Source organism: Pedobacter sp. (assembly GCF_039594775.1).
Taxonomy (GTDB): domain Bacteria; phylum Bacteroidota; class Bacteroidia; order Sphingobacteriales; family Sphingobacteriaceae; genus Pedobacter.
In genome coordinates, this window is sequence record NZ_JBCNMT010000002.1 from 758800 (window position 1) to 773761 (window position 14962).

The 14962-nt window shown below is 38.8% G+C and carries 12 protein-coding genes and 1 tRNA gene; 9 read left to right on the forward strand and 4 right to left on the reverse strand.

What is annotated here, in order from left to right; all coding sequences use genetic code 11:
* Window positions 1-256 precede the first annotated feature (256 nt).
* Together ABDV71_RS09290 and ABDV71_RS09295 are read right to left on the reverse strand one after the other, a co-directional pair.
* The gene (locus ABDV71_RS09290) at window positions 257-1003 is read right to left on the reverse strand and encodes a LytTR family DNA-binding domain-containing protein (RefSeq protein ID WP_343532169.1); all 747 of its coding nucleotides are present in this window, start codon (window positions 1001-1003) and stop codon (window positions 257-259) included.
* A 378-nt stretch (window positions 1004-1381) separates the two neighbouring features.
* Window positions 1382-1457, reverse strand: a tRNA-His gene (locus tag ABDV71_RS09295).
* A gap of 340 nt (window positions 1458-1797) precedes the next feature.
* Here ABDV71_RS09295 and ABDV71_RS09300 point away from each other — a divergent pair.
* From ABDV71_RS09300 to ABDV71_RS09320, 5 genes are all read left to right on the forward strand, one after another.
* A complete protein-coding gene (locus tag ABDV71_RS09300) occupies window positions 1798-3294 on the forward strand; it encodes an ankyrin repeat domain-containing protein (RefSeq protein ID WP_343532170.1) in 1497 nt (498 codons plus the stop codon).
* A gap of 30 nt (window positions 3295-3324) precedes the next feature.
* Entirely contained in the window at window positions 3325-3807 is a 483-nt protein-coding gene (locus tag ABDV71_RS09305) for a DUF2271 domain-containing protein (protein WP_343532171.1), read from the forward strand.
* Window positions 3808-3815: 8 nt separating this feature from the next.
* Window positions 3816-6011, forward strand: coding sequence for a PepSY domain-containing protein (locus tag ABDV71_RS09310; protein WP_343532172.1), 2196 nt, complete (start codon window positions 3816-3818; stop codon window positions 6009-6011).
* 174 nt (window positions 6012-6185) lie between these two features.
* Window positions 6186-7220 (forward strand): FAD:protein FMN transferase, encoded by a 1035-nt coding sequence (locus ABDV71_RS09315; RefSeq protein ID WP_343532173.1) that lies wholly within the window; start codon window positions 6186-6188, stop codon window positions 7218-7220.
* A 294-nt stretch (window positions 7221-7514) separates the two neighbouring features.
* Window positions 7515-7994, forward strand: a complete 480-nt coding sequence (locus tag ABDV71_RS09320; RefSeq protein WP_343532174.1) for a hypothetical protein — start codon at window positions 7515-7517, stop codon at window positions 7992-7994.
* On the opposite strand, the gene ABDV71_RS09325 is transcribed toward ABDV71_RS09320, so the two are convergent.
* Both ABDV71_RS09325 and ABDV71_RS09330 read right to left on the reverse strand, forming a co-directional pair.
* Entirely contained in the window at window positions 7991-8197 is a 207-nt protein-coding gene (locus ABDV71_RS09325) for a hypothetical protein (RefSeq protein ID WP_343532175.1), read from the reverse strand. The two genes, ABDV71_RS09320 and ABDV71_RS09325, sit on opposite strands and share 4 nt — an antisense overlap.
* A 254-nt stretch (window positions 8198-8451) precedes the next feature.
* Window positions 8452-9072, reverse strand: coding sequence for a LysE family transporter (locus ABDV71_RS09330; protein WP_343532176.1), 621 nt, complete (start codon window positions 9070-9072; stop codon window positions 8452-8454).
* Window positions 9073-9293: 221 nt separating this feature from the next.
* Between ABDV71_RS09330 and ABDV71_RS09335 the strand changes: the two genes are divergently transcribed.
* The 4 genes from ABDV71_RS09335 (at window position 9294) to ABDV71_RS09350 (ending at window position 14806) form a co-directional block, all read left to right on the forward strand.
* Window positions 9294-10724: an MFS transporter gene (locus ABDV71_RS09335; protein WP_343532177.1), complete on the forward strand. Its 1431-nt coding sequence runs from the start codon at window positions 9294-9296 to the stop codon at window positions 10722-10724.
* A 153-nt stretch (window positions 10725-10877) separates the two neighbouring features.
* Window positions 10878-12176, forward strand: coding sequence for a sugar MFS transporter (locus ABDV71_RS09340; protein ID WP_343532178.1), 1299 nt, complete (start codon window positions 10878-10880; stop codon window positions 12174-12176).
* Between the two features lie 87 nt (window positions 12177-12263).
* A complete protein-coding gene (locus tag ABDV71_RS09345) occupies window positions 12264-12719 on the forward strand; it encodes a dCMP deaminase family protein (RefSeq protein WP_343532179.1) in 456 nt (151 codons plus the stop codon).
* 17 nt (window positions 12720-12736) lie between these two features.
* Window positions 12737-14806 (forward strand): ATP-binding protein, encoded by a 2070-nt coding sequence (locus ABDV71_RS09350; RefSeq protein ID WP_343532180.1) that lies wholly within the window; start codon window positions 12737-12739, stop codon window positions 14804-14806.
* Window positions 14807-14962: the final 156 nt, after the last annotated feature.

The window sequence follows — 14962 nt, forward strand, 5'->3', positions numbered from 1 at the left end:
AAAGTAGTCGGCTCTGAAACGGGCGACCCCACCTCCGAGATGAGCTCGATGAGGACTACCATCTCGTTTCTCGCACCAGCTCCCCGTCCTCTAAATTAACGTTCTACATGGGCACTTTCAGGAAATCGATGGTAAAGGTCGCCGCTCTCGATACTGGCAATCCAACGTCAACAAGGACCTCTATCACAACGACCTTAGGTAGCGTGATATATCGGGCTTCCGCTGTGATTGTTGGCTAAATGGAATGGGAAAGGGATTAGCGTTTCTTTCCCATTTTGATAATGCGCTCTTCCAAAAATGATTGGAAGGCCGGGCGGTACATCTCGCCTACGGTGATTTTGGCACCGCTAACCATGACTAAGGTATTGCCCTCCACATATTCAATATAGTGCTTGTTGATAATAAAGCTTCGCTGGACTTGGATAAAGTCTGGTTGTCCGTTGAGTTTCTTAGCCAATTCGCTCAGGCTCATGTAAGTAATCACTTGACGGTCCAAAGCTTGTAGTTCCACGTAGTTGTTTTTGCTTTCGATAACCACCAGTTCCTTGAGCTTCACTTTAACCAATTTGGAACCCTGTTTGGCCTTCACGAAGATGAAGTCTTCCTCGCTACCAGTAACGGTATCCGCAATGTTGTTCTTTTCTATTTGGGCTTCCTGTGGGAAGAGCCGGTGCAGCGTGGACAATAGCTTAGCCAAGGAAAAGGGTTTCAGTAGGTAGGCATCGGCTTGGATTTCGAAGGCCTCGAAGGCATACTTTGTGTGTGCTGTCGTAAAAACTATTTTGTCCACTTGGCTACGAACGGATCCTGCCAGTTCAATACCGTTCACCTTGGGCATGTCCACGTCCAATAGCAGCAGATTGGTCCTATGCTGTTGCAAGTAGGCCATGGCGGCTACGGGATTGGTGAAAGTGTCCTTAATTTCCATGCCAGGAAAACTTTTCATATAGGAGACCAGTCCTTCGACCGCGTTTGGGTCATCATCTACTATTATACATGTCATATGGGCAAAAATTTTTTATTGATAGTAACAGCTCCGCTGAAAATAGGTTTTTACTTCCACTTTCTCAAGCGGAAATGGGTGATTTTATGTTTACTGCTAAATCTTTAGATAAATGTCGAAGTAGCACTGATTATTTTTAGTTGACATAGGCCTATTCAGTTTTTAGAGATTGTTGTTATAAGTAAAATTTTATTAATGAAAATAACCTCCTTCTTAGACGGTTTCAGGATATAACTACATTTTTAGCATTTGAGTCACCTATTTTCGGATTAAAGTACTCATCCTTTTGATTGCCTTTAAAAATGTGTCCGAGTTGTGTCTGTGTTTTCCATAAATGCAAAAAAAGCAGCTCTTTTCAGAACTGCTTTTTAAAACGATGGGTGGAATATGGGGCTCGAACCCACGACCTCCTGAACCACAATCAGGCGCTCTAACCAACTGAGCTAAAACCACCGTGTTTTTGAGAGCTACAAAAGTACAACTTTATCCATTCCAAACAAATATTTTTCTGCTAAAAACTTTAAAAAAATGCAAGAGGCTATTTTTCAAATATTTGTGCTGCAAAGCTAGGGGACATATAAAGCCCTAAAGAAGTAATTGAAGTATTTTAATAAAGCAGAAGTCACTCATAATACCCATAATTAATGGAGGTGTGATGATTTTTTTTGATAGTTCTAATGCTCAGCAGATAAAATAATGACGCAAAGCGAAAAAAAGCATCAGTTTTATTATGTGGATTTAGTCTAAATAAGTAATTTCGCAGACAAATTCATAACCTTATTCTAAAAATAGAAATGAAGAAAGTAATATTCGTTGCCGCACTTGTTCTTGGGCTTGGCTCAGTACGGGCACAAAATAAAAATACTTTGTTACAAGCTGACTTTTGGAAGCAAAGCCCAACGGTAGAAGCGGTAAAAGCTGAAATAGCCAAGGGGAACAATCCTGCTGCATTAGATCCAAGAGCTTTTGATGCCACCACAATGGCCATTAATAACAACGCACCTACCGAAACCATTAAATTTTTGGTGGAACAACAAGGTAATGGCGTTAGCAAAGTTACTCACGATAGCCGTATCTATTTACACTGGGCGGCACTAAGGGGCAATGCAGAGGTGGTTGAATACCTGATTGCGAAAGGTTCAGATCTCCAAACACCAGATAGCCACGGAAGCGAGCCCATAGTTTTTGCTGTATCAGGTGGGCAAAAAAACGTAGCGGTTTATGATGCTTTCGTAAAGGGTGGAATTGATCTTAAAAAGAAATATAAAAATGGTGCTAACCTATTATTATTAGGTATTGCCAACGATAATGATTTGGCGATTGCCAACTACCTTACTTCTAAGGGACTTTCTTTGAAAGATGTAGATAGCGAAGGCAATACTGCATTTGATTACGCGGCTAAAAGTGGTAATGTTGAGGTATTGAAGAATTTATTAAGTAAAGGAGTGAAGGCAACTAGCGCTGCCTTAATTTTTATGTCGCAAGGTGGACGTGGTACCTCTGCACCAATTGAATCTTATAAATATTTGGTAGAAGAATTGAAGCTCAATCCAAATTTTGCGAACAAAAGCGGCAATGTGTTGCATAGCATTGTGCGCAAACCAAACCAAGAAGAAATCATTAACTATTTCTTGGCAAAAGGGGTAGATGTAAATAAAGCTGACGAAGATGGCGTAACACCCTTTATGAATGCTGCCGCGGGAAAAAACTTAGCGGTAGTAGAATTGCTGGCCCCAAAAGTTAAAAACATCAACGCCGTAAATGAAAGAGGCGAATCTGCGTTAACTGCCGCAGTAGCTACAGGTTCACCAGAAGTGGTTGCTTTCTTGTTGAACAAAGGTGCTGATGTAAAAATCGAAGACCAAGCCGGACATAACTTAGCTTATTATGCGGTACAAAACTACAGACCAGCAGGCCCTCAAGCAAATGCCAATGCTAAAGACGAACTTACAGAGAAACTTACCCTGTTAAAATCAAAAGGATTGAATATAGAAGGTGTTCAAAAAGATGGTAGCACCTTATACCATATTGCTATTGCAAAAGCCGATTTAGGTTTATTGAAAAAACTTGCAGCTTTAAAAATCGACATCAATGCCAAAAACAAAGAAGGTTTAACCGTATTACATAGAGCTGCATTGATTTCGAAAGATGATGAAATCCTTAAATATTTGATTGCTTCTGGTGCGGATAAAAGTGTAAAAACAGAGTTTAATGAAACAGCTTATGATCTAGCTGCTGAAAACGAATTCCTATCTAAAAAGAATATTTCGGTGAACTTCCTTAAAAACTAACATCTTACTACTCAAACAATACATATATAAATGAAATCTTTTCTTAAAATAGCTGTGCTAGGTCTGTTGTTAAGTTTCTCTTCACAAGCAATGGCCCAAACTTCAAAATATAAGTGTATGCTGCAAATGAATGCTTATACAGGTGAAGGAGCATACATTGTCGTTTCTCTGATCAATCCAAAAGGAGGGTACGAAAAAACCTTGTACATGATGGGCAAGGACAAAAAATGGTACAATGGATTCAAAGAGTGGTTCAAGTTCTTTAGCAAAACCCAAAAGTTAGATGCCAAAACTGGTGCCTCTATTGGTGGTGGCGACAGAACGATGGTGAATTTGGACATAGATGATGCAGTTGTAGACAAAGGTTATAAACTACGTTTCGAATCGTCTGTGGAAGACCAAAAATACCACCTTTCAGATGTTGAAATCCCATTAACTGCCGAAGCTTTAGCAGGCAAGGCCGATGGAAAAGGATACATCAAATACATTAGATTTAGTAAAGTTCAACCGTAAATAAAAGAATGACCTTATCCATTTGGCGCTACGCCCATTTGGCATTGGCATTAATTTCATCGCTTTTTCTAGTTATGGCATCGGTTACCGGTGCCATACTTGCTATTGATGCGATTCAAGAAAAAATGCCTTCTTATCGTGCTGCTAATTTCAATGAAATTACCGTGGCGCAAACCGTTCCCGTATTAAAGAAAAACTTCTCCGAAATTAGCGAGCTTGAGGTAGATCATAATGGCTTTGTTCGTTTAAAAGGTTTTGATGCAGAAGGCAACGAAGTGGATTCTTATGTAGATCCTACTACGGGTAAAATTCTTGGAAAGCCTAAAGAAAAGAGCGCTTTTGTAGAATGGAACATTGCGCTGCACAGATCCTTGTTTTTAAAGGAAACTGGAAGACTTATGGTAGGCATTATCTCTTTCCTGCTTTTGTTGATTGCTATTTCCGGAATGGCTTTGGTAATCCAGAGACAACGAAGTTTGGCCAAGTTTTTCACTAAGGTAGTGAAGGAATATTTTGCACAATACTATCATATCATTACCGGCAGGTTGATCCTTATTCCTGTTTTGGTTATTGCCCTCACCGGAACTTACCTGAGCATGGCAAGGTTCCAACTTTTTCCTGAACACAAGGCCGAACATAAGAAAATTGTAGCTCCAACCCAGGAGCCCGTGCAGCAGAAAATAGAAGAGTTCACACTCTTTAAAAATACCAAACTTGCAGTCGTTAAAAAGATAGAGTTTCCATTTGCTGAGGATCCAGAAGAATATTACAACTTTAAACTAAATGATAGGGAGCTGATTGTTGATCAGTTTAGTGGCAAGGTGTTGAGCGAAGTGAAATATCCCACCACCTTGGTGCTGGAAAATCTTAGTTTAGATTTACATACAGGCCGTACTAATATGGTTTGGGCGATTATTTTGGGCATTGCCTGTTTAAATATCCTGTTTTTTATCTATTCTGGTTTTGCCATTACGTTAAAACGCCGTGCAACCAAGATCAGGAACAAGCACAAAACCAACGATGCAGAATTTATTTTGTTGGTTGGAACCGAAAACGGAAGTACCCTACGTTTTGCCAATGCCATTCACGAACAGCTGATGGCCCAAGGAAAGGTTTCCTACTTGGCACAACTGAACCAATATCAGGTTTTCCCAAAAGCGAAGCATCTATTGGTATTTACGTCTACTTATGGCTTGGGCGATCCGCCATCAAATGCCAATAAAGCATTACAGTTAATAGAGAGATATCCTCAAAAGCATGAGGTCAATTTTTCGGTCATAGGGTTTGGTTCGCATGCCTATCCCGATTTTTGTGAGTTCGCTAAACAGATAGATGAAAAGCTGGGCCTACAAACATGGGCTAAACCATTGACGGAACTTCATACTATAGATGATAAATCGCCTGTTCAATTTGTACAATGGGTTAAAATGTGGAGTGAAAAAGTGGGCATTGAACTAGCTACTACACCTGCACTATATGCAAAAAAACCTAAAGGTCTGCATAAAATGATGGTGTTGGCCCGCACAGAAGTTTCGGAAGCAGAGCAAACCTTTATGCTTACCATTAGAACCCCAACACGTACCAAGTTCACCTCGGGCGATTTATTGGCTATTTATCCAGCCGATGATAATAGGGAACGATTGTACTCTGTGGCCAAATGCAAAGGAAATATACAATTGGTCGTGAAGCTTCATCCATCAGGCTTAGGGTCTAACTATTTAAATAATTTGAAGGTAGGCGATACCTTTAGGGCCCGAATGGTTGTTAATGAATCCTTTCATCAACCTAAAAATAAGTCTTTGGCCATGATTGCCAACGGAACTGGCATAGCACCTTTTCTGGGAATGATCATGCAGAGCCACAAAAATGTCGATAACCACTTGTACATAGGTTTCCGTAAAGAAACAGAGGTTATTAAACAGCATAAGGTTTTTCTAGATCAACAGATGCAAAACCATAAGCTAAAAAATTACCAAATTGCCTTTTCAAGAGAACAAAATCATTGCTATGTGATGGATTTGATTCGCAATGATGCCACCTATTTAGCCCTTTTGTTGAGCAATGGGGGCGTGGTGATGATCTGCGGCTCTTTACAAATGCAACAAGATGTGGAAAAGGTAATTAATGAGATTTGTGTTAAAATAAACGGAAAAGATTTAACGTATTATAAAGAAAATGGGCAATTACTTACCGATTGTTATTAGATTATAGTCGTCATTGTGAGGAAGAATGACGAAGATCACTTCGTATAATTTAGTATTGTTGTCATTCCGAGGAACGAAGAATCTATTTTGCTAATGCTCTCGACTTATTTTTAAGAATTTAATTTGAATATTTCAATTTTACATATCTTAACAAAGTTGCCTCATCAACTTGAGATGAGGAAAATAAAAGCGTCGTTGCGAGAAAGAATAACAAAGCAATCTTTTTCATTTTTTACTTTCCTTTTTCTCTTCGCCCTTGATGCAAATGCACAAGTTTTAAAAGAGCGGGCAGTAACCCTTATGGGCAGTCGTTTCGATATCAGTATTGTTGCCGAAAATCCGCAAGTCGCTGATCAGCACATTAATGAAGTCATTGCAGAAATGTCCCGTATTGAAGATCTTATTTCCGATTGGAAGGCCAGCTCACAGATTTCCGAAGTGAACCGTAATGCTGGTATCAAAGCCATAAAGGTAGATCGTGAGGTTTTTGACTTGACCAAACGCTCGCTGTATTTTTCAGTCATCACCCAAGGTGCATTCGACATCAGTTATGCGGCCATGGATAAAATTTGGTATTTTGATGGTTCTATGAAAGCCATGCCAAGTGAAACTGACATCAAAAAATCAGTAGCCAAAGTTGGGTATCGAAATATTGAACTGGATAGTGCAGCTTGTACCATCTTTTTGAAACTAGCGGGAATGAAAATTGGCTTTGGTGCAACGGGCAAAGGCTATGCCGCTGATAAGGGACGTGAGCTGATGGAAGCAAAGGGTGTAAAAGCAGGAATCGTGAATGCCTCTGGAGATATGACCACTTGGGGAACCAAACCTGATGGCAAACCTTGGTACGTTGGTATCACCAATCCCTTTAATGAAGAAAAGGCGATTGCCGTTATTCCGTTAAAAAGAGAAGCCATTACTACTTCTGGCAGTTATGAAAAGTATGTGGAATTTAATGGGAAACGCTATGCACACATCATTAACCCTGTTACTGGATATCCTGCTACGGGTTTAATCAGTGTAACTGTATTGGGTCCAAGTGCCGAAGTGGCCAATGGCTTCAGCACATCGATCATGGTTTTAGGGAAAGAAAAAGGCTTAGCTCTGATACGCCAATTTCCGGAGTATAGTTGTGTAATGGTAACCGATGAAGGAGTAGTGGTGAAATCCAAAAACTTCAGAGGGAAATTAAAAAAGAAGCTAAAATAATCTAAATTCTGTTAAGCATATTTCCCCTATGTGTCTTATGTGGTTTTTAGTAAACCTTCAGCAGGTTTGTCATCCCTGAAAGGGGAAGTTGTCTAAATGAACTACATAGACACATAGAAGCTTCAATAGCACCAATAAGATGTTGTGATTTATCCTTAGTTTTTTATAAAATATAGCTATTGGAGATGTATCCTCCCGCTATGTGTTTATGTGATTATATTTCTCCAGAATTCAGATTAAAATAATTAACAGACATTTCTCTATCTTCGTTTTAAGCTTTGAACCTCTTAAATAATGAAGAAAATCTTTTTACTGCTGCCGTTACTTGTTCTGTTGTCGAATGCTTTTGCACAGCACATTTTCCCAAAAAAATATACTGATTGCAATACGACACGTTTCTGTTTGGATTGTGGCGACACCAAAGTGACGGTAGATAGTGTGGCCTTTGCGGCTATGTTTAAGGAAGTGAATTCGAAAGCTTATGTCAATAATCTAAAAGGCAATATTATGATGCAGGTGTTGGTTGACTCGCTAGGGCAAAGTTGTGTATTAAGCCATACCGAAACCAAAGGCCATATTGTTACCGATAAAATTGTAATGGCCTTGAATGATTTTAGAGGCTGGAAACCAGCAGTAACCAAAGGAAAGAAAGAAGAGCTGGTATCTATAGCCGTATGGGTGAGTATTAAAGAGGGTGAAATTACCGGTAGGATAGAGCGTATGACCGAAGAGTTCATTAACAAGCTATTTGGCGATAGGACCAAGAAGAACTAGAGTTGATGCTCATCAATCAGCTCGCCAATTTGACTAGCGTAATCATCATTTAATTCCTTAGAAGTCCATCGTGTACTGCCATTAACGGAAATAGGATGTACTTCACCTAACTTTTCGTTGCCATCAAAAACATCGTAAGTTTCGTTTAATCGAGGTTGTATGGTCAGTATCTGTCCAACTAAATTGATCTCAAAAGGTTCCATAATTGTGATTTGTTTTAGGTTTAACAATGAGATAGGGAAGTTGTTTTAGTGCAGGTAATTGTTGGAGGTGCTAACTTTTATCCCTCAAATGGATAGAGGTGGCAATGCTTGGAACTTTGAATTTCTTTAATACGAATCTATTTATCACCTTCCAGTTCTCTCTCCTTGAAAGGACAGAGTTAGAGAGAGGTTTTATCTTACATATTCTCCTCTGGGAGAGATGGCCTAGCAAGAGAGAGCATTGGAAAACAGAATTAATAAAACTGCAGATAGGTCTTTACAATCAACCAAATCGCAAAACCGATAATGATAACGCCAGCTACCTTGTTAAGTTTTTTTAGCGTACTCTCTTTAATACGGTAGCGAAGCTTGCTGGCATAATAGGTTTTTAAACCATCAACAGAAAGTTGAACAATCATAGCAACAAGAAAGCAAAGTATTTTTTCCGGCAGTGTATTTAGCTTTACTGAAATAATACCACTTACAATAACCCAGAACATAAGGGTGGAAGGAGTGAGGATGCACATTAAGAATCCCTTTAAAATATATCCCCGTTTGCTCACTTTGATATTGTCGCCTTCCGAATAGTTGATTTTTACGTTAGATAACAGATAGTAAATGCCCACACCAACAATAAAAATACCGCCAACAATACCCACATATTTATCAAATTCTCGTTGGTATTTAAAAAAATGAGAGCCAAAAAGCACAATGCTGATTAAAATGAGGTCACTTACAATCACACCCGAAGCCAAAGAAAAACCTGCTTTAAAGCCCCTTTCAATACTGGTTTTAATCATGGCAAAGAATACCGGTCCTGTTACAAAAGATGAAATTAGACCCGCCCCAATACCCAAAATGATTGCTTCAAACATTTATTGCTTCCTTGTAATTTCTGCTAATATGCAATTTTCATAGTTAAAAGCTCAATTTTTATTTAGTTTTTACATTTTAGGAAACATCAGGTTTAAGGTTAAACGCAGTGTGAATTTATCGATTTAAAACGCGTTTAAAGAAAGTGTACTAAGTACACTAATATGGAAAAAAATAACTATGTTTAGCGCAAATTTTTTCAAACCTTAAATTTTAACCAAATATGGAACAGAATGTAAAAACCAATTGGGCGCAGTTTATCCCCCTAGTAACTGTGTTCTTCTTTTGGGGGTTCGTGGCAGCGAGTAATGACATACTCATTCCCGTTTTTAAAGAAGCATTTAAGTTGTCGCAAAGTGAAAGTCAATTGGTGTCGTTGGCATTTTATATTGCCTATACCGTAGGTTCATTAATTTACATAGGAATATCGGCCTTAATGAAAACCGACCTGATCAACAAAATAGGGTATAAGAACAGCTTGGCACTAGGCTTGGTCATTTCTGCGGTAGGAACCCTGCTATTTTATCCGGCGGCCAATACGGGTTCATTTCCTTTAATGCTTTCTGGTTTATTTATCGTTGCCCTAGGTTTTTCATTACAACAAACGGTGGCCAATCCGTTGGCTATTGCCCTTGGTCCCATCAACACAGGTTCACAACGTTTAACGTTGGCTGGCGGTATTAACAACCTTGGTACTACTATTGGACCATTGATTGTTAGTTTTGCTATTTTTGGTACTGCAGTAAGTGAAAATACTACGCTTGACATCCAAAGCGTTAAAATTCCATATTTGATTTTAGGAGCAGCTTTCCTTGCTGTGGCTATTTTCTTGAAATTCTCGGCATTGCCTGATAAGCCAGCGCTGACCGAAGCCGCGGAAGAAGATTCGAACCATAAAGGTTCAGCTTTGAAATATCCGCAATTAGTATTGGGTATGATTGCCATCTTTGTTTATGTAGGTGTAGAAGTTTCGACCGCAAGTAATTTGCCCGATTATATGAAGCATAAACTTGGCTTTGAAACCAAGGAAATTGCCCCTTATATTTCCTTGTATTGGGCCAGTATGATGATTGGCCGTTGGACAGGTGCTGTTGAAGCCTTTACAGATAATGTAAGTTTGAGAAAAATATTAAGGTTTATTGCGCCATATTTTGCATTTGGAGTGTTTTTATTGGTAAATGCTGTTGCTAAACATGACCTGGCACCTTTCTATATATACGCACTGATCATTTTCGTTTTAATTATCGCCGATATCTTAAGTAAAGGTAACCCTGCTAGGATGTTAATGATTTTCTCGGTGATAGGCATTGTTGCCCTGTTAACGGGTATGTTCACTAAAGGAATGGTAAGTGTTTATGCCTTTACCAGTGTAGGCTTGTTCTGTAGTACACTATGGCCTTGTATCTTTACTTTGGCCGTGAGCGGTTTAGGAAAAAATACGAGCCAAGGAAGTAGCTATTTGATTATGATGATCATGGGCGGAGGCATTATTAGCTGGTTGCAAGGTTATGTATCTGAGTATACGGGCATTCAATACAGCTATGTAATCGGTATTTTATGTTTTGCTTATTTGGTATTTTATGCACTAAGGGCAAGTTCTATTTTAAAAGCACAGGGTATTAATTTCGACCAGAAAGTATCCGGTGGTCATTAAATCCAAAAAACATTTATAATAAAGAGCCTCGACTTTTAGGTCGGGGCTTTTTTATGGTCAACACAAACGTTTGCGACTTTTTAATTATTAAAATTATTTAAAATGCTGACCGTTTTGCTTAAGTTAGACGAAAATTAAAACCAAACTGAAATAATGAATTCTAACCAAACCCAAAACAGGACGGCGTTATTACCTATGATCATTTGCTGTGCTCTGTTTTTTATTTTTGGCTTCGTAACCTGGGCCAACGGTACATTGATTCCATTTTTAAAACTAGCATTGGACCTTGAAACTGATTTGCAAGCTTTCTTTGTGACCTTTGCTTCGTACATTGCCTATTTCTTTCTAGCCTTACCAAGTTCATGGATCTTACATAAAATTGGATTTAAAAATGGATTAGTACTGGGAATGGTAATCTTGGGCGTAGGCTCGTTGGTTTTCATCCCCGCTGCCGACAATAGGAGCTATGGTTTGTTTTTAACGGGTATCTTTATTCAAGGATCAGCAATGGCATTGTTGCAAACTGCGGTAAACCCTTACCTAAGTATTATTGGCCCTATAGATAGTGCGGCCGCACGTATTTCTATCGCTGGATTGTGTAATAAAGGAGCAGGGGTATTAGTGCCTATTATTTTTGGGATTTTATTTTTAAAGAACTCTGAAGAAGTAACCGCTAAAATTAATGCAACCACTGATATTAATGTGAAAAATGCCATTTTAGATGAGTTGTTGCAGCGTGTCCACACACCTTATATTGCTTTGGCAATAATTTTTGTATTGTTCGCTGTATTAATTAAGTTCATTAACTTACCGGAAGTTAACGAAGAAGAAACTGCTGTAGAGGAATCTGCCGAATTGAAAGAAAATAAAGCTGTCAAAAAGACCAGCGTTTTCCAATATCCACATTTGTTTTTGGGAGCTTTTGCCATCTTTTGTTGCGTAGCGGCCGAAGTAATGGCTGGCGATGGAATTGCTACTTATGGCCGTGAGTTACATATTGCACCTAACTTGGTACGTTTTTCAACCTCGTTTACCTTGATTTGTATGTTGGTTGGTTACGTGGTAGGTATTATTACTATTCCTAAAATAGTATCGCAGCAAATGGCATTGCGTATTTGCGCTACATCAGGAGTGGTATTGTCTATTATTTCGGCATTCTCTTCTGGTTATGTTTCTTATTATTCTGTGGCCTTGCTAGGTTTGGCCAACTCTTTAATGTGGCCTGCCATTTTCCCATTGGGGATTAAAGGTTTGGGCAAGTTTACCAAAACAGGTTCCGCCATTATGATCATGGGAATTGCCGGTGGCGCTTTGGTGTTGCCGATTTACGGGTTCTTAAAAGATACTTTACAAATTGATTTTCAACACGCATTTTTATATACGATGCTGCCTGCTTACTTATACATTATTTATTTTGCGGTAAAAGGCCATAAAGCAGGTTCAACTAAATAGTATACGTCCATTTTAGAATGCTTTAAAAAATGTTATTTTTGAAAACTCTCTGGTTGTCCATCAGAGAGTTTTCATTTTTATTGACCCATGGCAAAATCATTTAACGAGATATACATGAACTTAGCGTCGGACCTTGCAGGACGCTCACACTGTGTGAGGGCCCATGTAGGCGCGGTACTAACCAAAGACACCCGTATCATCTCCATAGGTTACAATGGTCCGCCACCTGGTACTCACAATTGCGATGAAGAATGGCCCGAAACCGGTTGTGATAGGGATAGTAAGGGCAGTTGTTCCTTAGCCCTGCACGCTGAAGAAAATGCTATTCTTTATGCTGTTAAAAATGGCTCTAAAATAGAAGGAGCTACCCTTTACACAACTTTGTCTCCTTGTATTGCCTGTGCTAGGTTAATCCTTTCTTCGGGTATAAAGGAAGTGTTTTACAGAGATTCTTATGCGGCCTATAAAGGCTTGGCAAGTGATGAGGGAGTAGACTTCCTGAACAGGTTTGGCGTTAAGACCACACTTTTGAATGGTAATTAATTTTACTATTTTCGAATGTGCAAATCATACCATCTAAAAAAATACGCTATGGTAAGCTCTTTTGGTTGCCAATTCTTCTATTAGCTCTTGCTTCTTGTAAAGATACAACGAATAAAGGTCTCAATCACTTAATAGACTCCGTTGCCAACAAAACCTCTTGGGGCTATAACGATGAAAAAGTTAAGACCAAAGCTTTAAAGACGCTACGACAAGCACTTGATGGCGATCAGAAGCTGTCGGCAAAATCCAAGTTCGATATTTATAACGCCTTTTATTTCTATTATTTCTTTGGTAGGAAATATGAAAAGGCCCTGCCTTACACGGATAGCATGCTGAACGTGATTGAGGCCACCAAAGACAAAAAAAGGTATATTAAGGAGTTAGCGGGAACCTATTATTGTAAAGGTGATGTGCTGTTTAGGCTTGGTGCTTATGAGGAAGCTTATAAAAACTACTTCTTGGCCAAAAAACTTCAGCCTGTAATTACCGACAGGTGCGCCAATAGCAATTATAGTTACCGCATTGCAATGATTTTATATCGGCAGTCAAAATACACGGATGCCATACACTACTTTCAGGAAACTTTAGAAGAAGTACGCACTTGTAAGCAAAATTTTCAGGAAGTTTATAAGCAGCAGGAGCTTTTCAATAACATTGCACTTTGCTATTCCAAATTAAGCAAGGCCGATAGTGCATTGGTTTTTTACCAAAAAGCTTTAACCTTTATAGAAAAGAATGATACTGTTCCCATTAGAAATTGGTACTATAAGTCGGCAAGAGGGGTAATTTATGGAAATATGGGTGGCGAGCTATTGTCACAAAAGAAATTTGATGAAGCTGAAAAACTGCTAAAGCAAAGCATTGCGATTAACGACCAACCCAAATATGATACGGTAGATGCCGTGACGGCAAAAATAAAGCTGATTAAAGTCTACTTAGAAACCAATCAAACTGATTCGGCGTTTAAATACCTTAAAATTTTAGAAAAGGATAGCAAAAGGCTTAAGATGCTTGATCATATCCAATCGTATCATTTCTTAAATGCTAAATACCTAAGCAGTGTAGGCCAAAATCAACAAGCATTTGATCATCTGTACCGTTACACTACTTTAACCGATTCTTTACAAAAGGAGTTGGACAAGATTAAATCTACCAATATTGACGAGCGTTTCAGGAATTTGAACAATGAAAATGAAATCAATAACCTGAAAAGGGAAGCCGAAATACAGCAGCGGTACCTATACATTACTTTGTTGTTTATTTGTATGGCCGTTTCTATCGTGGTATTGATTTATAACTACTGGCGAAAATCAAGGCGTAACGTTAAACAGCTCACTACGTTGAACAACGAAATATCTCTGCAAAAAGATAAGCTACAGGAAGCATTAATTAAACTAGGGCTGAGTGATAAAGAAAAAGATACCATTTTAAGAGCGGTAGCGCATGATTTGAGGAATCCCGTAGTTGGTATTTCGAGTTTAACCAAGCTCATGATCTTAGAAGACGAAGAGAATGTGAATATTGATAAACTTAAACTGATAGATGGCGCCTGCAGTAATGCTCTGCACCTTATTGATGATATTATTGAGGCGGCGGAAAATAAGGAAGGTTTGGATATTACGTTGAAGAAGAATGAGCAAGACTTGATTCCTATTGTGAAAAATGCCATCGAGCTGTTAAAATACAGGGCTGATGAAAAAAAACAGCTCATTGTTTTTGAAACCGATACTCAAAATCTGGCAATCAATATTTACGGGCAAAAAATAGAAAGAGTAGTGGGAAATTTAATTAGTAATGCCATTAAGTTTAGCGAAATAGGTAAGGAGATAAAGGTTAAGGTTGAAAAAAAGCAAAATGAAGTACTGGTGAGTGTAACAGACAAGGGCATCGGTATCCCTGATAAAATAGGTAAAGATATTTTCCAGTTATTTACGCCGTCCAAACGTTTTGGTACCAAAGGTGAAAAGTCTTATGGTCTGGGGCTTTCCATTTGCAAACAGATCATTACGGCACACGAAGGTGAAATAGGTTACAAAAATAACCCAGGTGGAGGTACTACGTTTAGTTTTACCTTGCCACTTGTTTAATTCATTGGTTTAATAGTTCATCGGTTTATTAATAGGTATTGCTGTCATTCAGAGCGTAGCGAAGACCGCGAAGCAGCTACAAAGTAAATCTCTCTTACCACCTAAGACACCCTAGTTCATTTTAGGGCGTTGCGCTTAGATGTTCTTAAATGTCTA